The 25,966-nt window shown below is 45.3% G+C and carries 15 protein-coding genes; 8 read left to right on the forward strand and 7 right to left on the reverse strand.

Annotation, left to right across the window (positions count from 1 at the left end):
• Positions 1-52: 52 nt before the first annotated feature.
• Together BIT28_RS09885 and BIT28_RS09890 are read left to right on the forward strand one after the other, a co-directional pair.
• Positions 53-1,963: a methyl-accepting chemotaxis protein gene (locus tag BIT28_RS09885; RefSeq protein WP_075763395.1), complete on the forward strand. Its 1,911-nt coding sequence runs from the start codon at positions 53-55 to the stop codon at positions 1,961-1,963.
• A gap of 565 nt (positions 1,964-2,528) precedes the next feature.
• Positions 2,529-4,388: a methyl-accepting chemotaxis protein gene (locus BIT28_RS09890; protein WP_083651783.1), complete on the forward strand. Its 1,860-nt coding sequence runs from the start codon at positions 2,529-2,531 to the stop codon at positions 4,386-4,388.
• Positions 4,389-4,483: 95 nt separating this feature from the next.
• Here BIT28_RS09890 and BIT28_RS09895 read toward each other — a convergent pair whose 3' ends face one another.
• A complete protein-coding gene (locus BIT28_RS09895) occupies positions 4,484-6,352 on the reverse strand; it encodes a methyl-accepting chemotaxis protein (RefSeq protein WP_075763396.1) in 1,869 nt (622 codons plus the stop codon).
• A 283-nt stretch (positions 6,353-6,635) separates the two neighbouring features.
• Positions 6,636-7,739: a phosphoribosylaminoimidazolesuccinocarboxamide synthase gene (locus BIT28_RS09900; protein WP_075763397.1), complete on the reverse strand. Its 1,104-nt coding sequence runs from the start codon at positions 7,737-7,739 to the stop codon at positions 6,636-6,638.
• 274 nt (positions 7,740-8,013) lie between these two features.
• Here BIT28_RS09900 and BIT28_RS09905 point away from each other — a divergent pair, with 274 nt between their 5' ends.
• Both BIT28_RS09905 and BIT28_RS09910 read left to right on the forward strand, forming a co-directional pair.
• Complete coding sequence (locus BIT28_RS09905) at positions 8,014-10,341, forward strand: ATP-dependent helicase (protein WP_075763398.1); 2,328 nt, start codon at positions 8,014-8,016, stop codon at positions 10,339-10,341.
• 197 nt (positions 10,342-10,538) lie between these two features.
• Positions 10,539-12,005, forward strand: a complete 1,467-nt coding sequence (locus BIT28_RS09910) for a glycoside hydrolase family 19 protein (protein WP_075763399.1) — start codon at positions 10,539-10,541, stop codon at positions 12,003-12,005.
• A gap of 50 nt (positions 12,006-12,055) precedes the next feature.
• On the opposite strand, the gene BIT28_RS09915 is transcribed toward BIT28_RS09910, so the two are convergent.
• The 3 genes from BIT28_RS09915 to BIT28_RS09925 form a co-directional block, all read right to left on the reverse strand.
• The gene (locus BIT28_RS09915) at positions 12,056-13,672 is read right to left on the reverse strand and encodes a BCCT family transporter (protein ID WP_075763400.1); all 1,617 of its coding nucleotides are present in this window, start codon (positions 13,670-13,672) and stop codon (positions 12,056-12,058) included.
• Positions 13,673-14,258: 586 nt separating this feature from the next.
• Positions 14,259-14,897, reverse strand: a complete 639-nt coding sequence (locus BIT28_RS09920; RefSeq protein ID WP_075763401.1) for a glutathione S-transferase family protein — start codon at positions 14,895-14,897, stop codon at positions 14,259-14,261.
• A gap of 44 nt (positions 14,898-14,941) precedes the next feature.
• The gene (locus tag BIT28_RS09925) at positions 14,942-15,310 is read right to left on the reverse strand and encodes a VOC family protein (RefSeq protein ID WP_075763402.1); all 369 of its coding nucleotides are present in this window, start codon (positions 15,308-15,310) and stop codon (positions 14,942-14,944) included.
• 390 nt (positions 15,311-15,700) lie between these two features.
• On the opposite strand from BIT28_RS09925, the gene BIT28_RS09930 reads away from it, so the two are divergent.
• The 3 genes from BIT28_RS09930 (at position 15,701) to BIT28_RS09940 (ending at position 22,280) form a co-directional block, all read left to right on the forward strand.
• Complete coding sequence (locus BIT28_RS09930; protein ID WP_075763403.1) at positions 15,701-17,155, forward strand: HD-GYP domain-containing protein; 1,455 nt, start codon at positions 15,701-15,703, stop codon at positions 17,153-17,155.
• A gap of 262 nt (positions 17,156-17,417) precedes the next feature.
• On the forward strand, positions 17,418-19,388 hold the full coding sequence (locus tag BIT28_RS09935; RefSeq protein ID WP_075763404.1) for a tetratricopeptide repeat-containing diguanylate cyclase: 1,971 nt from the start codon (positions 17,418-17,420) through the stop codon (positions 19,386-19,388).
• A gap of 132 nt (positions 19,389-19,520) precedes the next feature.
• A complete protein-coding gene (locus BIT28_RS09940) occupies positions 19,521-22,280 on the forward strand; it encodes an EAL domain-containing protein (protein WP_075763405.1) in 2,760 nt (919 codons plus the stop codon).
• Positions 22,281-22,368: 88 nt separating this feature from the next.
• On the opposite strand, the gene BIT28_RS09945 is transcribed toward BIT28_RS09940, so the two are convergent.
• Positions 22,369-22,857 carry a L,D-transpeptidase family protein gene (locus tag BIT28_RS09945; RefSeq protein WP_075763406.1) on the reverse strand — a complete coding sequence of 163 codons (489 nt, stop codon included), beginning with the start codon at positions 22,855-22,857 and terminating at the stop codon, positions 22,369-22,371.
• A 494-nt stretch (positions 22,858-23,351) separates the two neighbouring features.
• On the opposite strand from BIT28_RS09945, the gene BIT28_RS09950 reads away from it, so the two are divergent.
• Entirely contained in the window at positions 23,352-24,209 is an 858-nt protein-coding gene (locus BIT28_RS09950; RefSeq protein ID WP_075763407.1) for a GNAT family N-acetyltransferase, read from the forward strand.
• A 111-nt stretch (positions 24,210-24,320) separates the two neighbouring features.
• Here the strand turns inward: BIT28_RS09950 and BIT28_RS09955 are convergent, their stop codons facing one another.
• Entirely contained in the window at positions 24,321-25,568 is a 1,248-nt protein-coding gene (locus BIT28_RS09955) for an NADH:ubiquinone reductase (Na(+)-transporting) subunit B (RefSeq protein WP_075763408.1), read from the reverse strand.
• Positions 25,569-25,966: the final 398 nt, after the last annotated feature.

Here is a 25,966-nt window from a genome sequence, read left to right on the forward strand (position 1 = left end):
CTAAAGTGAACAGATATCTCGTATTCAACTTTAAGCATATAAGACGTAGATCATGCACCTTTCATTACAACGTATTGGCTTCAAGCAACGCATCATCATGACAGTTGCTGTATTGGTTGCAGTTGCACTGTCGATCACTAATTGGCTGTCTTACAACAATTTCAAACAAGACAAAATAGCGACAATTGAAGAGAAGTCTCGGCTCATTGTTGAGGGCGCCAAACGAGAAATAGAAGTCTCTATGCAAAAAGGCGTGGATGCGCTGGAGTCAAGCAGAGCCTTCTATCAGGAAGAGCATTCAGACAGTCACTATGTCGAAGTGGCCAAGATGATCACCAAAGCGGCCAGCTTTGCCAGTTTTACTGCCGGCTACAGCGATGGCCGGGCCTATGGTGACTCGGGGGGAGATAACGGCGTCTTTGATGTCAAAGATTATGATCCTCGTACACGTGATTGGTACAAGCAGGCGCTGGTAAAGAACGGAACCATTCTGACTGACTTTTACAGCGATGCGACCACAGGTGACTTGATGGTCAGTATTGCTACGCCAATCAGCCGTGAGGGGGTGGTTGTCGGTGATGTTTCCCTAAGCAGTCTTAATGAAACGATCCGTCGCGTACATTTTCCAGGGGCGGTTATTTTGATCCTTAGTGAAGAGTTCACTCAACTGGCTTCGACGGATCCAGGTGATGAGCTCGGTATTTACTTTGATATCCCAGACCTTGAGCAGAAAATGGCTGCAATGGGATCGGGCGCGGCTGACTATCAATGGGCGGGTGTCGATAAGCGGGCTTACTTTTCTGATATTCCATTGGTTGATGGCAAAAAATGGTATTTGTACGTCGGTGTTAATAAATCGGTTGTTTATGCTGATATAGAGGAGGCGTTTACTCACTCTTTGATCACCTCTGCTACCATTCTTATCTTTGCCTTGCTTGTTGTGGTTATGGTGCTAAATCAGCTATATCGTCCGATTGTTGCCCTGAAAGAAACCGTAATGGATCTTTCGGCTGGAAATGGCGATCTTACCCGTCGTCTTGAAGTGAACAGCCATGACGATCTGGGAAAAATCGCCGAGGGGATTAATACCTTCATCGCCAACCTGCAACAGATGATGTTGGAGGTCTCACAGGCGACGAACCACATTTCTCGAAGTGTGGAAGATCTCAGAACGCAGTCTGAACAGAACGCAACCGTACTGCAGTCTCATGTGGATGAAACCGATCAGGTAGTGACTGCAATAAATGAGATGAGCATTACAGCTGAGACGGTGTCAGCAAACGCTGCCCAGACCTCTTCTCATACTCAGAGTACCAATGATCAGGCGCAACATTCTAAGGCAATTGTTTCTAATGCTGTTTCATCGGTTTCTGCGCTGGTTAATGACGTTGAGTCAATGGCAACGAACATCAGTGAGATGAACCGAAATAGCATGGATATTGCGGGTGTTCTTAAAGTAATTGGTGATATTGCTGAGCAGACCAACCTGTTGGCCTTGAATGCGGCCATTGAAGCTGCGCGTGCCGGTGAACAGGGTCGAGGGTTTGCAGTCGTTGCCGATGAAGTGCGAGCCTTGGCTGCTCGAACACAGCAGAGCACCTCTGAGATTGAGCAAATGCTGACTAAGCTTACGACGGGGGCTGATAGCCTAGTGTCGAATATGAATGTGATTAAAGAAAGTTGCAACCATACCGCCGAGAATACGGCGCGGGTAAACCAGGATCTCGATACCATGGCGGAGTCTATCATCGAGGTGAATAATCTCGCGGTAGAAATCGCAACGGCTGCCGAAGAGCAAAGCTCTGTTTCTGAGGAAATTAGCAAGAACATGTCTTCCATCAGGGAAATGGCAGATACGCTTGCAGAGAGCGGGCAGCAAAATGTTGAGAATAGCCAAATCCTAGCGTCGGCCAATACTCAGCTTGCAGCTATTGTTAACAAATTCAAGCTTAAAGAAAGTTAAGTCATATACCCAAGCTACCTAAAGAAAGGCTAGTATTCACTAGCCTTTCTTTTTATTCATATTTATATTTATAGACAGCGCTGTCATTATCGCTATGAATGTGTCTAGATTGAGCCACTATATTCATCATTTGTTAAATGAAAAATAATGCACAAATAATAAATTAAGACTGTTTAATTATAATGATTGTTATCGTTTCAGCACATAAGTTGACGGATATTTTCCTTTAATGGAATTTTATCCTGAAAGTAAAACAAGAAATTCTATTTGAGTATATTGTTGTTTGTTTTGTTCTTGATTATGTCTTTTTAATGCGACGCAATTAAATTTTAGCAACTTCATTAATCCTTTCTATTGCTGTAATATGGTTTTCTAACTGTGTTTTATAACTAAGGTTAGTAAACCTAACTAACTACTTTATATATTAAGTAGGCGTAATGATAGGTGCTATAATATGTCGCATTCAAAGCGTTTTCCTCCATGGTGATTTACTCGTTGGAGCCTTAAGACCAAGTTAATAATAGCCTTTTTGCTGGTTGGTGTTATCCCCGCCTCGATCACAACAATGATTGCAACGTTTCAGTCAAATCTCGATGTTGAAAGTAAGGTTTCACTTAAACTTGAAGCAATTAACACTTTAAAAAGAAACCAAGTTAATAATTACTCTAATGAGCGTGAAGCAGATCTTAATATTCTTGCACGCCTTATTCCTCAGCTTGATGAAGAGGTTTATGACTCTTTTTTTTCAGACTATATCAGTAAGTACCATTATCATGATTTATTTCTTATTGATGAGGATGGAACAATATTCTATTCGGTTACCAAAGAGCCGGATTATCTGACGAATATTCTTAATGGCAAATATGCTGATTCTAATCTTGGTAGTCTGGTCAAGCTGGTAAAGCATTCAGGTCGCTACGGAATTGTTGATTATCAGCCCTACGCACCTAGTAATGGTGATCCCGCTGCGTTCATTGCCAAACCTGTTGATGGTACAGATATGGTTGTCGCGCTTCAGCTATCTCAGTCGGGTCTGCGTCGAATTATGGCTGTTCGTGATGGTATGGGTGAGACTGGGGAAAGCTACCTGGTGGGGGATGATAAGCTGATGCGTTCGGACTCCTTCCTTGATCCAGCTGCACACTCTATGAAAGCAAGCTTTGCCGGAAGCGTTGAGAACAATGGAGTGGACAGTGTGGCAGTGAATCGGGCTCTTGGTGGCCAACAAGGCGTCGATATTCTCGTAAACTATAACGGTGATAAGGTTCTATCTGCCTATGATGTTATCGACATTGGTGATTTTAGCTGGGTGATTATTAGTGAGGTTGACATTGTGGAGGCCTTCAGCTCGGTCAAGCGTACAACACTTATCTCGGGGATGCTGATTCTTGTCTCGGGCATTGTTGTTTTCCTGTTGGGTTTGTATATAGCACGGAAAATAGCGATGCCTATTATTGCGGCCGCCAAACTGGCGCAGAAAGTGGCCGGTGGTGATCTTTCCCACAATATCCAGGTAGATGCTCATGACGAAGTTGGCAAGCTGCAAACATCACTCGATCAGATGCTGCTTAATTTGCGTGTAATGGTGAGTCATCTTACCGAGGTGGCATCCCAGCAAGGCACAACGGCTGATGAATTGGCTGCAGTTACCCAGCAAACGACGTCAGCTGTTGCCGAACAGCAGGCCCAGACAGCGAGCGCAGTTATCGCGACTAAGGAAATCGGAGAGACAATCAGAGAGATAGCGTCGACATCAGCAACCGCTTCCGGGGTATGCGAAGATGTGCTGGTCAAAGCCAAGGAAGGGGCAGAACATATCGAGAATACCTACAACTCTCTGGTTTCACTCGGTGAGACGACACAGTCTACGTCTGAACAGATAATCAAGTTGCGGCAAGATACCGAACAGATAGTGAATGTGCTGGCGGTGATTAAACAAATTGCTGAACAGACTAACCTGTTGGCACTGAATGCAGCTATCGAGGCCGCTAGGGCAGGAGAGCACGGACGAGGCTTTGCTGTGGTAGCTGATGAAGTACGCCGACTTGCGCTGTCAACTCAGCAGTCAACATCGGAAATAGAAGGGATCATCGAGACGATTGTCGGTGGGGCTGATGCTGCCGTTCAAACGATGGAGACAAACGTCGAGCAGGCTAACCAAGTTCAGCAACTTGCAAGCCAGGCCAATGAGGTCAATAGTATGCTATCGAAGGAAGTGGGAGGGATCTTTGATATGGTGGTGCAAATAGCGGCCGCAACCGAGCAGCAGACGACAAGCATTGATGACATCACCCATAACATCGAATATATCGACAAGCAGGCTTCGGAAACCGAGCTCGCAACCCGTAATATTGCTGACTCAAGTAGTGAGCTTTCCCGGATGTCCCATACTTTAAATTCTGAGACACAGAAATTCACGCTCTAACGGCAAGTCTATCCTTGTGTAAGTAATGAAAATGCCACCCGTTATGGGTGGCATTGTGTTGTGTGCTTATGGTCGATTAATGAAGTCGTTTGCCGCTAGACAATAAACTTGTTCATTACACTGTCCTGTTCGCGTACTTTGCTAATTTGAACTTCCATTGCCTCGTTGGCACCATTGGCAGCATCGGCGACCTGCACCGAGAGCTCTTTGATGTTCAAGGTATTGGTATTAATTTCTTCGGCAACCAGGCTCTGCTCTTCAGCTGCAGAAGCAATCTGCAGGTTCATATCGTTGATTTGCTGAATAGCACCGCTAATGCGTGCCAAAGCTTCATCTGCCTCCTGTGCTTTTACAACGGTATTGGCAGCTGTTTCCTTGCTAAGTCCCATAACGCTTGCCGCTGAGCTAGCGCCAGACTGAAGTTGCTCAATCATCTGGCGGATCTCTGTGGTTGACTCCTGTGTACGCTGGGCAAGTGTACGAACCTCGTCGGCGACTACGGCGAACCCACGGCCAGAATCACCGGCACGGGCAGCTTCAATCGCGGCATTCAGTGCCAGCAGGTTAGTCTGGTCAGCAATTTCATTGATCACCTTCAGGATGGATTCAATGTTGCCTGTGGCTGCTTCCAGCTGTTTGACAACTTCAACAGCTTCGTCGATTTGCTCCGACAGGTTGGTAATGGCTGCAGCAGTATGAGATACCACGTCAGTTCCCTCTGTTACCGCGTTATCGGCAGCCTGAGCAGCTGAAGCGGCCCCCTGTGCATTGCCTGCGACATCAGAAGAGGTGGTGGCCATCTCGTGCATAGCTGTTGCTAGCTGGTCTAGTTCCTGCAGCTGTGAAGACATCGCACTGGCAGATTGTTTCGCACCTTCAGCTGTCATCTCAGTACCTTGCATGATGTCATGGCTCAATGATTTTGACTGAATAATGAGGCCTTGCAATTTTTCGGTGAAGGCGTTGAAGCCTGTTGCCAGTATGGCAAACTCGGCATCAGTATTGGTGTCCAGACGGCGGGTTAGGTCGCCCTGACCGGATGCAACGTCCTGAATCGCGATGTTCAGGTCTTGCAGTGGGCGCATGAGTACTTTGATAAGCAGTAGCAGGGCAATGATTCCGGCAATTAATGCAACAACTGAGTAGATGATAGAATCGGTTTTTAGTTTGTCGACTGCGGCAAATGCCAGGCTCTCATCAAGAACAGTACCGATGTACCAGTTTTGGCCTTCAATTTGGGTAAAAGAGAGCTTGACGGCTTTGCCGTTGAGTTCGGTGGTGACGACATTGCTAGAGAGTGCCTGATTACCCAGGAAGTCTGACATTGGTTTGCCGTTGTATTTCCCTTCAGGGTGCGCAATAACGGTACCATCGTTGGCAACGATGAATAGGTAACCGGCATCAAACAGTGAAACCTGGTTCACCAGTTCAGCCAGGCCACCCAGGCTGACGTCAAAGAAAATGGCACCGGTAAATTCACCACGTGCAAATACTGGCGTCGCGATGGAGACCAAAATCTCTTTGGTGGCCGAGTCTGCGTAAGGTGCAGTGATAACAAGCTCGCGGGCTTCTTTGGCGTCTATGTACCATGGGCGTGCCCGAGGGTTCCAGTCACTGCCCGGATCCCAGCTAGGATCATTACTGGTATAGCTACCATCTTTTTCGAAGCCGAGTCCTGTCAGGAGAAAGGTGTTCTTCATTACAGGCTGGCTGATGACGGTTTGGATATTATTGAGTGATAAATCTTGCTCAATCAAGCTAGTCGCATAGCTGGCAAGTTCTTTGCGGCTGCTTATTTCTGCATTGACGGTGTTACTCATGCCAGTAACAATTTCATCAATACTGTCCATGACCAAAGTCTGGATTTGGGATTTAGTATTGAAGTACTGATTAGCAGAAAGCAGGGCTAATGCTGCAAGTAATATGGCGGATGATGTGGCGACCACTTTATGGCTAAACTTCATATGATGAGACCTCGACGAGCACACGTATATTTATAGGTTTGATAGTCATTGTGTCGGCTGGGTAACAGGATTGTTAATAGCGGTTGTGTAAATATGTGATCGCGGAATGTGTTTTTTTGTCGGTAATTAAGTTTATAAAATTTTCACTATAAAACACGGTTAAAAACCGTGCTTTTGAATATTAAAATAGTTGAATATAAATATTTAACTCATGTAAATATAGTTAAATACATAAAAATAAAAGCGGCATCATTGCCGCTTTTTTTTAAAGAATCTTTTTTACTTAATCAATTAAATCATATTCATCACGAAGAATATTAATAATTTCAGCTTTAGGATTTTCACTTAGTGTGATTTTTTTGCCGGTGATTTTTTCAGCAATACTGGTGTAAACTTTGGAGACTTGCATGAGCACCTCTTGAGGAAGGGCGTTGTCACGCGCCAATGCCGAACGCTCATCCATGCGATCTTTGTTGAGCAGGATGTCAGGATCAGGGAAGTGGTTTAGCAAGAGCTGGCGGAAATCTTCTTTAGAGTTTTCAACTATTTTACCTTCGCGATAAGCGGCACCTTCCCAGATACGTGATGAATCAGGTGTACCGACTTCATCCATATAGATAAGTTTATCATTGCCTTGGGCATCAGTGACATAGCCAAATTCGAATTTGGTATCGACAAATATCTGATCCAGTTTGGCGAGGGCGTTGCTAATAACACCAAAGCCATCTTTTAATAAGGTTTCGTAGCGAGCAATATCATCTACTGAGCTGAAATTAAATGCGGCATAGTTATCTTCAATGTTCTTTCGGCTGATATTGACATCATCCACGGCTGGAACGTCTGGAATACCTTCCAGAATACCTTTGGTTGAAGGGGTGATCAGCAGCTCAGGTAGTTTCTGATCTTTTTCCAGTCCCTCGGGAACATTGATGCCGCAGAACTCACGTTCGCCGTTTGCATAGGCGCGCCACATCGATCCGGTGATGTATTGACGACAAATGGCTTCGATTTTAATCGGCTTGGCTTTTTGGACAATCCAGACAAATGGGTGCGGAATATCAAGAATGTGGCTATCAGCCAGGCCGTTCTCACGAAATAGCTTAAACCAGTGGTTAGAAATAGCATTGAGCGCAGCGCCTTTACCTGGAACGCCCTTCATGCCTTCTTCGCCATGCCAGATACAGTCGAATGCTGAGATACGATCGCTGATCACCATAATGGCGAGTGGGGCATCAGGCTGAACGTTATAGCCTTTTTCTTTGATCAGACGGCGACTGTCTGCTTCTGTCAACCAGTACACAGAACGTACTTTTCCGCTATGAACAGGTTTGTCTGTACGGATCGGGAGGTCGTCATTTACAGCGAGAACTTGATCGGCAAGGCTCATGGTGAATTCCTATTTCAAAAGTCGAGACAAAGATAAAACCATGCAGGTTAGGCTGGATATGTCATCAAAACAGCAGCCTAGCCTGTAACTGTGGCTGATAATAGCAGAAGCGATTACAGCTTTCAGCAAATAAAGCAAACGTTTGCGCAAATTGGTTTTCATAGTAGGGCGATGTGGGTTTGGAAATGACCTGTTATGGATGATTTTGAGAAGCGAAGAGGCGCGAGTTGTGGCAAAATCAGCGTCTTTTCGTTTTTCAGGTTCAGTTTCCACTATGACGCGCTATACCCTCGAGCAGACAGCATTTATTAATCACCAATCAGGTAATGCCCTCTGCATCGCTGGCGCAGGTACAGGAAAGACCACTACTCTGGTGGGCCTGATAGAGAAGAAGCTGGTGCAGATTCCCGCCGAAGAAATGTTGGTGATGATGTTCAACCGCGATATTCGAACCGACTTTCAGCAGAAACTCGTTACAACGGGGATCGAACAAAACGTACCGGTCCATACTTTTCACAGCTTCTGCCTCAAGCTGCTTAATCAAACGGGTTTTCTGCGGGAGACAGGCTTTCGCGTCGATTATCAGAGCGGTGAGAGTGATAAGTCACTGGTGAAAACTATACTCCGGGCCGCGGCCGGACAGGAAAAAAGCTACCAGCGTCAGCAAATGATCAAAGATCCCAAGACCATTGAGCTCTTGTTGAGTTTTATCGGCCTGGTTAAGGCGTATATGCTGCCGCCGCGCGAAGTGTTCCGGATGTCAGAGATCAGCCGGGACTATTTGTTCATTATTGATGCCTATGAGCAGTTTGAGACCTTGCGTAAGCAGCAAAGGGTATTCTTTTTTGATGACTGGCTGGTGGAGTCGGTGAAATTGCTCGAAGGCAACGATGCAATACGTGAGCATTATCATCAGCACTGCAAGCTTGTGGTGGTTGATGAGTTCCAGGATATCAATACGGCTCAGTACCGCTTGCTCAAACAACTGCTGGGGCCGGAGACACAACTACTGGCCGTCGGTGATGTTGATCAGTGTATTTACAAGTGGCGCGGCAGTGCACCGCAATTCATGCTGGATTTTGAACAGGATTTTGCACCTGCCAGTACCTATACCCTGTCTCGTACCTTCCGGTTCGGGCATAGTCTGGCCTTATCGGCGAGTCATTTAATCGCCAACAATAAGCAACGATTTAGTGATTTCCTAACCATTTCTGATGAAGCGATCAGTGATACCTCCATTGAGGTATTAGGCACTTCGCGTCAGGTCGGTGAAATTGCCCAGTCGGTGCAGAACTACATCGCTGACGGTGGCGAGTCGTCAGACGTTGCCATTCTAGTGCGGCGCTGGTCACAGACTTTGCTGTTTGAGCTAGCATTTTTGAGCAAGCAGGTGCCATACCAAATGCCAGTGCCCTCGGTATTGGCCAACAGCCGGGAAGTCAGATTGCTGATAGAACTCATGCTGCTGGCTACAGGCAGGTATGGTGAGCTGCCTCAGCAGCAAAAGTCTTTGTTGCTATTTAGTTTTTTGAGCTTTCCCCATTGTTATGTACCGAATAAGGAACTGCGACCGCTGTGCGATCAGCTGGCCGGTATGGAAACCACTAACTGGTTGGTGTTTATTGGTCGGTACGAGAAAGCGAACACTAGCCTGAAGCTGGATAATCTGATCGAGCGATTGGATTTGCTGGTTCGATTGCAGCGAAAGGGGAGCTTCAAGGCGCTGGAAGTCTATAACCAGTACCGCAATGATAGCGGACTGGATAACTGGATATGGAAAACTGAGGCAACAGCGACTGAAATTGAAGAGGCAATTGAAAGGCTCGACAGTGTGGCAACGGTGCTGGAATCGATGGATCAGAATTGCGAAAAAGCACTGCAGTATTTCGAATATTACACTCAGCAGTCGGCACAGAAATCTGCCCAGCGAACTGGGGAGACTAATAACCAAGCTTCGGGTGTTCAACTGACTACAATTTTCCGTGCCAAAGGCTGTGAATATAATCATGTCCACTTGCCTTTCTGGGATAAGGATGCCTTCCCTTATATGAATAAATCGTCGGGGAGTATTGCAGCCGATGTTGAGGAAGAACGGCGACTGGCTTATGTCGGTTTGACGCGTGCCAAAGATCGGGCGATGGTGTATTTCACCGAGCCGGATAAACCAACGGCCAAAGCGACCAATGCGAGTACTTTTGTACTGGAGGCGAAAGTAGATCTGGCCAGAGAGCTGGGGCCGAAGTTGTACCAAAGTGGCGAACTGCCCCATCACCGGTCTCCTGTTGTCTGCGAGTATTACAGGAAACTAGGGCGTGAAGCGGATGTTCAGTCTCCAATTGAAATCATGATTGATGCTCAAGGGGCTGGCAATGATTCGGACACCAGCCAAGGCTACAGTTACCAGTGGGCACTGGCACAGCCGTTGCCGGTCAACGCTGATAAAGTCATCAGTGCAATGATCCGCACCAAGACAGCCAAGTACCTTGATTCTGAAATCAGCCGGGTGATCCGCGAGCTTAATACTTCGTCGGAGACCAAGAAAAAAGTACTGATTAACCGGCTCATTGTAGCGGCGAATGCCAGAAGCCGGGTGAGGCGGTAATTGCGTTTTTACTCATTTTATCAATAGAATAATTCTTTGCGCGATATCGACAATTCACTGCGAGAATATTTCCGGTATCAGAAAAAATGTGAATACACTCGAACGCCTGATAATTTAAATTTGAATCACATCGCACCGTATTTTTGTTGAACAAATAATAACCAGGACCCGAAAGATAGAACGGAGGCTTGTTATTTATGTTGAACATCAATAAGACTAAAAGAATTGGTTATTTGATTGGTATGGCACTCAGTGTTAGTGCAAGCGGCGTGACTCTCGCTAATGTACAACCTATAGAGTGGGTGCCAGGTCAGACTCAGGTTGTTAATGGTGATGTAGTTAGCTACAACGGAAGTTGTTATATCGCCCAGAATAATCCGGGCGCATGGGATACACCGTCTGCATCATCATCATGGTTTTGGAAACCCTCGGATTGTACCACTCCTGTAGAGCCTGGCTCCGGCCCAGGGCCCAACCCTAATCCGGAACCCGGCTTGACGGTGCTCCCGGATGGCAAAGGCGGGTACTTAATGCCGCGTAGTGAGCTGGAAGCTTTCGAAACACAACAAACCAGTACAGAGCTGTTTCGCTTGGTACGATCAGATATTGCGACGCTTGATAATGTGTTGGTGGAAGCGGTGACTCCTCTGAACATAGCTAACCCGGAGAATGTCCGCCGTGTCGAGACGATTGTTGATGAGGCGATGTGGAACTATCTTTTCCCGCTGCGCAATGAGAAGTACACCTATACACGTTTTCTCCAGGCTATAGCCAAATTCCCTGCATTCTGTCGAACCTATACTGACGGCCGTAATTCAGACGATATTTGTAAACGCTCTATCACCACTATGTTTGCTCACTTTGTTCAGGAAACAGGGGCACATGCTCCAAGCTGGGAGACATCAAAAGGGGTACCAGAGTGGCGTCAGGGACTGTATTACCTACGTGAGATGTATAAGTCCGAAGATAAGCCCGACAGCACCTACAGTAAATGCAGCGGCTGGCAGGGCGAGAAGTGGCCATGCGCGCCAGGCAAGAGTTATTTTGGTCGTGGTGCTAAACAGCTGAGTTGGAACTATAACTATGGCCCGTTCTCGGAAGCGATGTTCGGCGATCAGAGTATCTTGTTGGAAAACCCCGCATTGGTTGCCGATACCTGGTTGAATCTTGCTTCGGCAGTCTTCTTCTATGTCTATCCTCAGCCACCGAAGCCGAGTATGTTGCATGTCATTGACGGAACTTGGAAGCCAAATGCCGCCGACAAAGCGGCGGGTATCGAGGCCGGATTCGGGGCAACAATTCAGATCATCAACGGCGCCTATGAATGTAATAAGGGAGCCGAAACCAATCTGGCGCAAAACAGAATTGATTATTATCGTCTCTTTGCCAAGGAACTGAATCTTGATATCACCGGCGAGAAGTTGGGTTGTGCCGATATGAAGCCATTTGATACAAGCGGGGCAGGAGCGTTAATGATCACCTGGGATAAGGATTGGGGCTGGAATCCGAACACTCCGGGGAACCATAGCTTTACATGTAAACTCGTCCCTTATCAGTATGCTTTTAATGCGTTGTTCAAAGGTGATTACGAGAAATGTGTCGAGTACCATTTCAATGTCCGGGCCTATGATGAAAATGGCAATGTGATCCCGGATGGACAATAGTTCGGGCAGGTAAAAAAATGGTCAGCATGTTGCTGACCATTTGTTTTTAATTAAAGAGAAGGGCTTGTGTTAATGCTCGTCCCTTTCGCCGTGTAGAGCGATGTTTCGGTTCTTAACCCTTTGATGAGACTCACACACATCAATAGGAGAATAATGGTAAACGGTAGGGCTGTGGCAATGGTACCTGCCTGTAGAGCCTGGATTGCTTCGGTTCCGCCGACCCATAACATGACTGCCGCAATTGCACCTTCAACGGTTGCCCAGAAGATACGCTGCGGAACAGGCGCATCCACTTTACCGCCAGCAGTAATGCTATCGATAACCAGAGAGCCTGAATCAGACGAGGTGATAAAAAACACCAAGATTAGCGCGATAGAAATCACTGAGATGATTGAGCCAAATGGCAGAGCATCAAATACGTGAAACAGAGTCAGAGATATATCAGTCAGCCCGTTTGCACCTAGCTCACCCACTTTATTCACCACCTGGTCGATAGCAATACCACCAAAGACGGACATCCAGATCAGGGTAATCAGGGTTGGAATAAAGATTACGGCAATCAGGAACTCTCTAACTGTTCTGCCCTTAGAAACGCGGGCAATGAACATCCCGACAAATGGTGACCAAGAAATCCACCAAGCCCAGTAAAAGACTGTCCAGCCGTGCATCCAGGTCTCGTCTTCACGGCCATGCGGGTTGCTCAGAGGAATGATGTTCTCGACATAACCCATGAAGGTTGCAGGCAGAGAACCTTTTGCAATGGCAAAACCAACCAAGGTAACGAAGACAAGAAGCGCAAAGGCGAAAAGCATGTTGATGTTGCTTAGCACCTTAACGCCGCCTTCAATACCACGAACAACAGACATAACAGCCAGTGTAGTAACAAAAGCAATGACGGCTAACTGCATGCCAAGGCCACCTTCGGTGCCAAAGACATGATTGATGCCACTGGTTGCCTGTTGAGCTCCAAGCCCTAGAGATGTCGCAAGACCAAACAGGGTGGCCAGAACAGCCATAATATCAATGGCGTTACCAAACCAACCCCAAGTTCTATCACCGAGAATTGGGTAAAAAATTGAACGGATAGAAAGTGGCAGGCCTTTGTTGAAGGTGAAGAAAGCCAGCGAAAGGGCGACGATTGCATACATTGACCATGCATGAATTCCCCAGTGGAACATGGTTGCTCCCAGAGCGACTTCCTTCGCCTCTGGTGAATAAGCTTCTACGGCAAGAGGCGTTTCATACCAGCCAGTAAAGTAGGCCGTTGGCTCAGCCACCCCCCAGAACATAAGGCCGATACCCATACCGGCCGCAAACAACATTGCAAGCCATGAGATCTTTGAGTGCTCAGGTTTGGCATTGATACCCCCGAGCCTGATTTTGCCAAGCGGTGAGATTATCAGGCCAAGGCAAAAAATAAGGAAAATATTGCCAGACCACATGAACAGGAGGTCAAAGTTTTCAATGATTTGAAACTTTAGGCCATTGAGGGCGGCTTTGGCAGTACTCGGTTCAACAAGCAAGAGTGCGCTCAAAAATAGAATAATCAGTCCGGCACTGATGCCGAATACAGGGTTATGAACGTCAAATCCCCATTTTTGAATGTTGTCTTGCCCAACTTCGTAATCCGTTGTTTCTATACTGTATTTACTAAATACGCTATCCATACTTCTTCTCAAACGTTTTGTCCTCTAAGTATTTACCTCTGCTAAATATCATCTCAACAGCTCAAAAAAGGAAAATGCTTAGACTTCAAATTAAAAAAATCGGCAGAATGTTAACATTGTGATAAGTATCTCACAAGTTTTGATTTGAATTTCATCATTTGGCAAAGGTTTTTATCAGTAAAGCGTTAGCTTTTGCAATATAATGTTTTGACCTCTAATTGTTTGTGTTGAATCTATCGAAAAGCGAGAGATATAGCGGGATGGCGCAAGAAACCCAGTCACGTGAAGTGACTGGGTTTGATGCTCTTTGAGGCGTTTTCTAATTGTGGCTAGCCGATCAGTTATTTTTCTTGGATTTTGGTTGTTACAGCTATTCGGTTCCATGCATTCATGACTGAAATCAGCATAATGAGCTGGGCAATTTGTGGTGGGTCGAAGGCTATGTTCAGCCGAGAAAAAATCAGAATTATGATTGTGATAATGTAACTCGATATCTTCTTGTTTTAATCGTTTTGCCTAGGTGCATTCTCTTTCTTTTGTGTGATTGTTCTGTTTTGTGAAATAACTCAACTTTCATTTGAAGCAATTATTGAAAAGCTTGAAGATCGATCTTTTCAAACTTACAGACTTCGTGAACTGTTGGATATTGAGCCATGCGTTTGAGGTACTGGCTTAAATGAGGGAATGACATCGGTGATCTTTTGGTGCCAAGGGACCACAGCGAGAGCATGAATAGGAAGAAGTCGCAGGCGGAAAAATCATCGCCGAGCAGGTATTGTTTGCCTGTTAATGCTTCATTGATGATTTGCAAAGATTCCGCAACGCGCTCATCTTGTGCTTCTCTAATCGCTGGTATGCCTCCCTCATTAAACGTATGTCTATGTGGGTAGTAACGGACCATGAGTTCAGCTTGAAGTGTGTTGTTTAAATAAGCCAGCCACTGAAAGAACAATGGTCTTTCTTTGCTTCCTAACGGTGGAATCAAGCCTTTTTCGGGGTGCTGTTCACAAAGGTGAATACAGATGGCCGGACTTTCGAATAACGTTATTTCATCATCAATCAATGTGGGGATCCGGCCCGCAGGGTTTAACTTCAGGTACTCTGAAGACTTTTGGCGATTAGATTTTCGGTCTACAAGTAATAGCTCATAATCAAGCTGCATCTCATGGAGCAGAAAGTGGGGAGCAAGGCTGGCGTTGTTGGGGTAGTAATATAGTCGGTACACGTTGAGTCCTTTTCAATAGTATCTAGGGCTTTTAGCCTTAAGGGCTAACAACAGACAGCTTCAATTTTGTTTTCGTCTAAGTCGTAGATATATGCAGCGTAATACGTTCTTCCATATAACGGGCGCAGTCCGGGCTTGCCACCACAGCGGCCGCCTTGCTTTAGAGCGACTTGATAAAATTCGTCGACAGACTGTGTTGTCGGGGCGCTAAAGGCAACATGGGAACCGTTTCCGGATGTTGGCTCACCGTCACAGGGGCTGCCAACCCAAAACTCGAAGCTTTCACCGTATGAAGCGGAAACACCATCGATGACGTGTGAGCGTTGAATTTGAAGTGTTGCAAATACTGCATCATAGAATCGGATGGCAGCTGAAATATCATTTGTACCGACTGAGACATGGTTGATGAACACAATAGGTCCTTATTATACAGATTGGTATTGTATGTATATACAGTAATGATACAGCAACGTTATATTGATAAAAAGTACTGATTTCAGGTGGTTAGCAATATATCTTTTGCAAATAACAGCAATATGGCTTTTGTATTTTTAAGTAGGATAAACCCTTTAGTTAATGCCCTTTGGGGATGCTTTTAATCATTTGAACAGAACTGTATGAGTTACGGTGTCACTTGTGTTGTGATGTGATGGCGTTTGTTATTGGCGAGGGGTGAGATAGTAAAGCGCTTAGGCGGACCATTATTAATGTAGATGCCACGTCACTATTGGATGACTTAAGTGAATGAAATGTTTTTAACATTTGGTTACACTGAACCAAATTCATACTAACAATAAGTAGAGATGAATACTGAACAACAACTGACAAAACGAGCTGCGATTCATTACACGCTTGCAGCCGGGATTTTTAGTTTGTATGGCGGGCGGGTATGCCCTTTTCTCGATACGCTTTCGGGGGGGCAGGCTGGACTCTATGCATTAGTCACATTTTCGCTAATGTTCGTGTTACGTTCGTTATGGATTAAAACAGGCGATAGCATCCATTGCGTGACAAAGAATCTGGCTATATTCGCTGTAGGGGCAATAGGCCTGTCTGTTTGGTACAACGTTTTTCATAACTTTCCCATTGAAAGCAGCTTTAAGGTTCTGCTTGGTATTGGCAGCCTGGGCGTATTGATCAGTCTGGATCTCTCTTTATATAGCCAGATCTTGCATTATCCTAAACAGATCAAGGTGTCGGAGCTGGCGGGTATTCAGAGTTACCGCCATTCACTTGCCTTTCAAATGGCTGGAATGGTGATATTTGTGGTTACCTTGCTCACAACAATACTGGGTATGCTGATGCTCAAAGATGTCCGTTGGCTGGCTGAAAATATTGCGGTAACGGGGCCGGATTCTGCGATCGCCAGTATCGTCAAAGAGTTTGCCTATGTTGCCGTTGTTCTTGTCGCCTATACCGTCTCTATTATGTATCAGTGGCTGAAGTTGTTGCGTTTATTGTTAGTAAATCAACAGCAGGTGCTCGAAGAGGCGGCTAAGGGAGATTTATCTGTTCGCGTGCCCGTTGTCCAGCATGGCGAGATGGGGACAATTGCGCATTATACCAATGAAATGCTGATCCGATTGGAGCAAAGCTATGATGAAGTCAACCTGACACGCGATGTTGCGATAGTTGGCTTATCGGCATTGGCTGAATCGCGAGACAATGAAACAGGTGCGCATATATTGCGAACTCAAGAATATGTACGAGCACTGGCAAACCGCCTCAAGTATCGAGAGGTCTTTCGCGATTATTTGACCGATGAGCGGATAGATTTGCTGTATAAGTCGGCTCCACTGCATGATATCGGTAAAGTTGGGATTCCAGATGCGATACTGCTTAAGCCGGGTAAACTCACTGACGAAGAGTTTGAAACCATGAAAACGCATGCCCTGATCGGTGCTGAATCGATCGCTACGGCTGAAAAGCAAATGGGAAGCTCGACCTTCTTGTCCTTGGCGCGTGAAATTGCACTGACTCACCACGAGAAGTGGAATGGAAGTGGCTATCCGGCCGGATTAGCTGGAGAGGAAATACCGTTGTCAGGTCGGTTGATGGCTTTAGCTGATGTCTATGATGCCCTGATATCGAAGCGAGTGTATAAGCCTGCGTTTAGTCATGAAAAGGCCAAGACAATCATTCTGGAAGGAAAGGGAACACATTTCGATCCGCAAGTGGTTGAGGCCTTCTTGGAATGCGAAAATGAGTTTGTAGATATTGCGCGAAATTATCAAGATGAAGAGGCGATGGTCGCTTAGTTAATTATTCATGAAGTATATAATTGCCCGCTTTTTGTGGGCTATTTTATATGTATTTTTTGCTTGCACTTTATTGTTTTGATTGTAATTACTATTAATTGTTGAAATTAGACACCGGGCTGATGATGATATCGGCATTTCTTGATATTGATTGACAAAATAAAAGGATAGAGATTGTATTTGTAATACAATCTCTGATACTAATAGCCCCGATGGAATGTTGTGAGGGAACAACGACAATTACTAACCTATAAAGAGTTTTATGCCCGAGCCTTCAAAGTTAATAGCGCGTTTTACAATTCTATTAATCATGCTTGCTGCCGTGACGTTTTCCTCTCGTTCAATGGCTGGCCAAGACAGCGATCAGCCCTGTATCCATTTCTTGAAGTCGATATCAAGCGACAAGGAACAGCCTTTGCTGGATCTTTATGTACAGTCTTTAGTTGCACCCAAAAAAGCAGAGCAGCGCCTGCCGACAGTGGCAAAGAAAATCGATCCTTCGTATTCCTCAGTAAGGCAGGCGATTTTTTTGCTGGTGAAGTACAACATTGAGCAGGCTGAAGGTGACAATGATATTAAGGCAATGAGCTATATTCGCGAGCTAAAGCAGCTTGGCGAGAAAACTGGCAGTAAATGGATGGTCGCCGAGGCATGGTTGGCTGAAGCGGCTGAGCTGGTGGATAAGCGAAACTACGAACTGGCAGAATCAACGGTTGCTGTAGTTGCCGATCTGGCGAGGGAACTGGAGTATTCCTCTTTGCTTGCCCGTGCGCTGAAGTGGCAGGGAAATATCTATATTGACCGTTCGGAATATAAGCAGGGACTGCAGAGTTACCAGAATGCGTATGAAATTTTTCTCGGGTGTGGTGACAAGCTACAAATAGCCCGCGTTCTATCGAATATTTCAACGGTTTATATACGTATGGAGGAATGGGGAAAGGCTGATCACTATTTGAGCCAGGCTTTGGATATCTATCATGAGCAGGCATTTTCCAATCCATTTGCTGAAGCAATACTCCATATCAATGGCAGCGTTATTACTAAGTATTTAAATAGACCAGAAGAGCGTGTTGCTCATATTAACGAAGCGATGAAAATGGCGGCAAAAACCAGCTCTTACCGTGTGAAGCTGACAGCCCTCATGAATCTGTCTGCTATGCAACAGGATCACGGTATGCCACAGGAAGCGATGGAGAGTTCAATAGCTTGCCTGAGGTTGGCAGAAACCTATAACGAGCCCCGTGGTATTGCCAATTGTAATGAAAGCCTGGCTGAGTCGTATTTACTGTTAAATCAAACTGATCAGGCACTTGAACATGCCTTTCTTGCTCTGGATACCTATGAAAAAAGGAAAAATCGCAAGCGCTACATCTACGTGAGTAATATTATTGCTAATATTTATGAGGCATCGGGTGATTTCAAGCTGGCTCTCAAATATTACAAACAGTATGCAGTACAAGGCAAAGAGTACTTGTTTGATGTTAGAAGAAAAGAGCTGTTTGATTTACAGGAGCGGTTTGAAGCGAAAGAAAAAGAACACGAAATCGTGTTGTTGAAAACGGAAAACTCCTTGAGCTCAGCACGCCTTGCTGAGCAGGAAGCTCGTGAGAATATGCTAAAGGTCGGCACGGTATTAATTTTGATTGTGCTGTATTTACTTTATCGTCGCTACAGCAGTATTAGCCGCAACAATATCGCTCTGGAGCAGTCAAATGCGGAACTGGCCACCCAGTCGATGCAAGATCCGCTAACTCGTCTTAACAACCGTCGTTACCTTGAAAGGTGGCTGACAACCATTTCTTCAAGACCTGAGCAAAGAACCGCTCTTGTGGTATTGCTAGACATTGATCATTTCAAATCTATCAATGACAAGCTGGGACATGATGTTGGTGATCAGGTGTTGATCTTGCTGGCTCAGCGAGTAAAAAATGCATCGTGTAGCGGGGATCTGAGTGTTCGCTGGGGAGGAGAAGAGTTCGTGTTGATAATCAATACTTCTGAACATGAAGCCGATAACATTCTGGCATGTCTAAGCTCGGCTATTTCTGAAATCGCTTTTTCTACCAGTGCCGGAGATATCACTGTCACTGTTTCTATGGGAGCAGTATTTACAGCGTCCCAGCAGCAGTTGCAAAGCGAATGGGATGCAATTATGGTGGCGGCAGACAAAGCGCTGTACAGCGTAAAAGCGGCAGGAAGGAATGGATACAAACTAGTAAATTACCCATGCTGAGTACACGGTTTACGAGGTATCCTTTACTGTTTATCGTATTGCTTCACTATTAGTAGCGCCCGTGATTTGTTGCGTCTGCGAAGGGTAAATTGATATTCTTTGATGGAATGAAACTGCGACTGTTAATGGAAAATGAGAATAAAAACTCTTGCACCTGCCAAGCTAAGTACAAGAACGGCTCTATTATTTGGAGCAGGCTTGTTTGCGATTGCTGCTATATGCCTGTTTTGTGCCCGCTATTTTTTTCTCATGAACCTCAATGACATTGAGCGCCAGCAAATTCTTAAGGATAACTACCAGGCTAAAGCCGTCATCGATATCCTTGTTCGTAGTCAGGGAGAACGTTCATATGACTGGGCGAACTGGGATGAAAGCTATCAGCTTGTGACCAAAGGAGATGATGTCTACCGTGACCGAAACCTGAACTACGATGCGTTGAAAAACCTTGAGCTTGATTTGATGCTCTTTGTTAACAAAGGAGGAGATATTGTTGAGAGCTCGGTGGTAAATGGGCGTGGTCGTACATCTAAAGTGTCGCCTGGTTTCCTCCATCAGCTATTGTCCTTGCAAGGGATAGGTACCTACCTTGATGTACTAACCCAAGGCCACCTTCCTGACAATCAGGTCAAATCAGGCCTTATATCAATATCGGGCAAAGTGCTGATTGTCAGCGTAACGCCGATCCGAAACAGTCTTGCTAATAGCCCTGTTGGCGGCTGGCTGATCTGGGGACGGTATTTATCAGCCGTTTTCCCAAATCAATTCAAGGAGGTGCTATCTGCGGAAAATACGCTGGTTGCAGTAACACCGCAAGACAGTATAGAGCGTAAGCTAATTCCTCTTACTCAAATTGAGAATAACGGGAAAGACCTTGCTGCATGCGTTGTGCTTAATGATTTCAATGGCAATCCATTAGCCATTCTAAAAAGCAGCCGGCCGCGAACTATCTATCACGAAGGTAACCAGCTTATTATTTGGCTGGCCGTGGCCATGCTGATTTCCGCTGTGATTACCGGCGTATTGACTTTGCTCGCGTTTCGCCGAAAAGTGGGTAGCCGTTTTATCGCGCTGGAAAAAGGACTTGAGACCTTGATCCGGGACGAGTACAGCACCCCGATGAAAGTCGATGGTAACGATGAGTTCTCAATGGTGGGCGAGGTTATTAATCAAATCCTGACAAAATCATCCCATACCGACTCAGCCCTTAATGATGTTGCTCAAAAGTTTGAAGCCTTGTATCGCACTAGCAACCTAGGGCTGGTCATCGTGCTTGATGGTCAAATTGTTGATGCCAATGATACGTTAGCCTCTATTTTGCACTATCCGTCTGGGAGGGTTCTTGTTGGTCAGCCTTTACTGAATATTTGTTCGGAATCCGGTGTTCAAAGTTGTAAGGTCGACGCTATGTATCAAGCGGTAGCCACCGGACAAAGACATTTTGATACGGATATGCTGGCAGCAGACGGCAGCTTGATTACCTGCAAGTTGGAAGTGACTCCCATTAAACAACAAAATGGCGAGGCGCTGATGCTGTCCGTTAAAGATGTCAGTCACCAAAAAAAGCAGGAAGGGTTGATTAAACAACTCGAAAAATACGACACGGTGACGGGATTGGCCAATCGTCAGACCCTTTATAAACTGTTATCGAACAAACTTGCTGATAAACAGCAAGAACCTCAGTTAATATCACCTGCGCTGATTTATATTCGAATAGAGCGGTTTAATATTGTCGCTGGCGCATTCGGGCACCAAATGGCCGATGAGGTGCTGGTGGCCGTTGCCAGAATGCTTAAGCGTGTTGTCGGTAGGGGAACCCTGGGGCGTGTGGCTGACAGTGAATTTGCCTTTGTACTGACTGAAGGCAGCCGTTTTATTCCTTATCGCCATGCCAAAGCGATTATCGAAGCGCTGCATGAGCCGTTAATGGTCGAAGGTGTTGAAGTTCAGCTAACCGTCTCAGTGGGAGTTGTGCTAACGACAAAACAAATTTTATCCGCAGATGAAATGATGAATGCCGCCGAGTATGCAACTTACCGTGCGGGATTAAAGCCTTCACGGATTCAGCTGTTCAACCATCGTATTGCGGAACAGCTAAAAAGTCATATTTTGATTCAGCGAGATATCGCCAAGGCTATTCGCGATGGCAGTATTTATCCTAAGTTTCAGCCATTAGTGTGCGCTGCTACTGAAGAAATATCTGGTTTTGAAGCATTGGCTCGATGGTACCATCCGGAGCTTGGAGAGGTGTCACCGGGCCGGTTTATTCCGATGGCGGAGTCACGAGAAATGATTATCGCCCTTGGTAGCCGAATTTTGGATAAATCCTGCGAGTTCTTGGCGCAAGTTAATTGTCAGCGTCGGGAACATGGCTTAGCGCCGTTATCGGTGCATGTGAATTTGTCGAGTCCGCATTTTTCACATTCCCAGCTACTTCACCAGATACAGTCAGTGCTTGAGCGACATCAGATTGAGCCTGAGAACCTGACGATAGAAATAACCGAAAGTATGTTGATTGGATCGACCAAGCAGGTCATTCACCGTATGCAGGTAATCAAAAACATGGGAGTCAAGTTGGCACTTGATGACTTTGGAACCGGCTATTCAGCGTTGAATTCACTGTGCGAGTTTCCGCTTGATGTCGTCAAGCTGGATCAAAACTTTGTCAAGCGTATTGGTGTCGATGACCAAGGGGAAATACTCATTAGCAGTGTGGTGAGTATGTCGAAGGCTCTCGGGCTTAAAATGGTGGCTGAAGGGGTCGAAACCGAGCAGCAAAAGAAAGCGTTACAGGGGTTGAAGGTCGAAGAACTTCAAGGGTACTTTTTCTCCAAGCCTTTGTCATATGAAGAGAGCTTACGTGTTGCGCTGGATGGGCGTGTGACGCAATCATAAGGTGATGCAAGCAGCACAGGCAATTGTGATAACTCTCCGTACTCCAATCCTTCTGGATGGTGGAGAGCTATACCTAAGTCGTGACTAGTTATGGCGCTATTCTAATCGGTGTACCGTCTGACACGTATTGGGCAATTTCTCTAATTTGCGGATTGTTTACTGCAATACATCCACGGGTCCAGTCGACGCCTTCGTAGACAAGGGGCATGTTCTTTCCGTTTGGCAATCCGTGAATAAAGATATCTCCACCAGGGTCGACACCGAGTTGCTGTGCTTTCAACCTGTCTTGCTGGTTCGGATAATCGATATGTAAACTCAGATGGAACTTACTTTGCCTGTTTCTAAAATCGAGCGTATATAAGCCTTCTGGTGTTCGGTTATCTCCCCGTTTTTGTTTATGTCCAACAGGTTGCTTACCTAAACTGATATTATATTCGCGAAAGACGGTATCGTTCTTTATTAGGAACATTTTCCGCTCTGCTTTTTTGACTAACACCAGATCTGCGGTTGGTCTATCACTGAATGCCATTACGCTTTGCGAGGCGACGACTAATAATATAAAAAGTAACTTTTTCATTAAATGCTTAATATTGTTATAAATTTATTGTGTAAAATAATAATGGAGTCTTTAATAACGAATAAGAAATAGAGTAATTACTTCATAAGCATCCTTGCTGTTATTATTTCGATAAGCCTTATGGTCACCAATAATGGTTGTTATTGTTTTTGACATTGCTCTGACATGGCTGACTTTAGTCAATGTAATATAAATTATCAATATTATATGTGCCTTTTATGAGGTGATATTGATCCCAAACCTGTTGTTTTAATTTCAATGTATTGAATTAAATGTAGTAATTATTTTGCCGAGAATAAGGCAAATTATTGTCACTTTTTTGGCGTCAAGATATTGACTAACAATTGTCGGAATATTGCCGTAAAAACCTCAATACTTCTCACCGAATAACTCATACATCACAACTTTGCTTAATGCTATGCGATGAGTTTGGTTAACTTTGATATGATAAATAATCAAATGATTGCTTACTTTCATTGGCAAGGTTTTATTTAATGCAACAAGATCGTTATCAGGTTTATCATCTGGAAGAGACATCATTTCAATTAAATCAGTCTTTTTCCTGTTGGCAAAAAGTTGTTCTATGGGCGTTAGAGCTGGAGCTTAATAAAAAGCAAAAATGGTATGTTGTTGATATACATGCAGATGATAATTGTGAAGATGTATTTCAAATTGATGCATTCGGTCTTTTAAAACCGACAGGCCACCGTGCAGGCTCTTTTTATGAGCAAGTGAGATTATTGTCGCTACCTGCATTAATCCTGGAGGGAGTGATAGAACCGTTGGGGCTGACTGACGGAGTGACTGTTCTTAAACCGCTTGCTGAAGCTAGCTATGAAATCCAGGTGCTGAATGGCAACGATGGCATGAGCACCTTTGCTGCTGAATCAAGCCTGCTGGAAGCACCTTTTCAGCGCCAGTATCAATCCGACAATGATGTAGCATTGCTTGTATATTGCCATGACGAGTTGATTGCTACGGCACTTTTCAGTCGTTATATCGAAGACCATCGTTTTCCGTTCCATTTATCAGAGCTGTGTTATGAGCTCTCATTGCATACTGTCTATGTATTGCCTGAATACCGCTCTCTGGGGATAGCGAGCAGCCTGGCAAACAGCATTGTAAATATTGCTCGTAAAGACATGCTGAACCTTCATCATGTGCTGCAAGGAAAGATCAGGCTAAAACCCTGGTTCTCAGCCTTGGCTTTGACGCCGGGAGGGGAGGCGATTTGCGATATCCTGAGCGAAGCGTTTGTAGAAATGAATGACGACATCATCGAAGAGCTCATGGACGAAGGTATGGCGATCAGCTATCAGGATCCGGTTATCTTTGTCGAAGGTATGGCTTAACACCTCCCATAAGTGAGCCAGTACAGAGACCATTGTTTGTTCAGCTATCATAGCTTTATCGGTTCCTCGGGCACGCAAAGCAATTGAGTGCCAGAGAAACCAATTTCCTCCTCAGCCAGAGCGCGATCTGCGCTCCCTTCTTGTGATATTGGCTTGGGTAACAAAAAAGTCGAAAATGGGCGCAAAGAGATTGGCGAAGAGAATGGCGAGCATAATGCCTTCAGGGTAGGCCGGATTAATTACACGAAGCAGCACTGTCATCGCTCCAATCAGTACCCCAAATGCCCACTTTCCTTTGTCCGTAAATGCCGCCGACACCGGATCGGTAGCCATGAAGAACATCCCGAATGCAAACCCACCTAACACCAAGTGCCACCAGAATGGCATTGAAAACATAGGGTTAGTTTCCGAGCCAATGAGGTTGAACATTGCCGAGGTGATGACCATTCCCAGGAACACACCGGTAACAATGCGCCATGAGGCTATACCCATGGCAATAATCATGATGCCGCCGATAAGCAGTGCCAGAGTAGACACCTCGCCAATGGACCCAGGAACATTGCCAATGAATGCGTCCATCCAGCTAATTGAGTCGCCGGTTGTGTTGTGAATCAGTGCCGAGGGACCGCTTTCGGCCCATTGACTGAGCGCTGTTGCCCCGGTGTAACCATCGGCTGCCACCCAGACTAAGCCGCCAGAATGTTGTGCTGGATAGGCAAAGTAGAGAAAAGCGCGTCCGGCGAGCGCGGGATTAATGAAGTTTCGGCCTGTTCCTCCAAAGACTTCTTTGGCAACAACAATACCAAAAGTGATGCCCAAAGCCGCTTGCCACAACGGAGTGGTAGGCGGGAGGATGAGGGCAAATAAAATTGAAGTGACAAAGAAGCCTTCATTGATTTCATGCTTGCGTATGACTGCGAAAAGAACTTCCCAAAAACCGCCGACGATAAAAACGGTCAGATAAATGGGCAGGAAGTAGGCAGCCCCTAATAGCATGCGGCTGCCCCATCCTGCACTGTCGGCGAGAGATCCGCCAAGCGCAAGACTTGTCGCATAATGCCAGTTGGTTTCGGCAAGGGTTACTATCTGTTCAGGAGAGTAGATAGCATTGAGTGCGATAATGGCCTGGTTACCGATATTGTACATTCCCCAAAATAGGGCAGGGAAAGTCGCGAACCACACCATAATCATGATTCGCTTGAGATCTATGCTATCACGGATATGGGTGTGACCTTTGGTGATCGTGCCGGGTGTGTAGATGATGGTAGTAATGGCCTCATACAATGCGTGCCATTTTTGATATTTCCCTCCGGGCTCAAAGTCCGGCTCCATTTTTTCAAGAGTTCGTTTAAGACTCATAAAGTGTGCCCTCACATCAAATACCAAAATTCAAACGTAAGATGACGTGCCAGTAATTATCATTACTAACAAGGGCTGAGTGGTGGTTTAATTTATATCTATACGCCTAACTAAAGCTAATAGCAAGCATCAATAGTAGTTTGCGATGCGTTAAAATACGGAATAATTATTAACTCTCATTTTACCTGGTCATAAAATAGTTAATTATTATTGGTTTATGTTTTACGTTGCCAACTTAATGAATATATAGCTGTCAACTTTGGTATGCAAATTAAGAGATAAAAATTATTCAAGTACATTTATTGTGGTTTTATCTTGCGGGTTGGCTTGTTAATGTTTTTATATATTGCTTTGAGTTTTTTCTTTGACGAATCGACTAATAATTAGGTGGTTACAAA

The organism is Photobacterium proteolyticum (assembly GCF_001939735.1).
Lineage (GTDB): Bacteria > Pseudomonadota > Gammaproteobacteria > Enterobacterales > Vibrionaceae > Photobacterium > Photobacterium proteolyticum.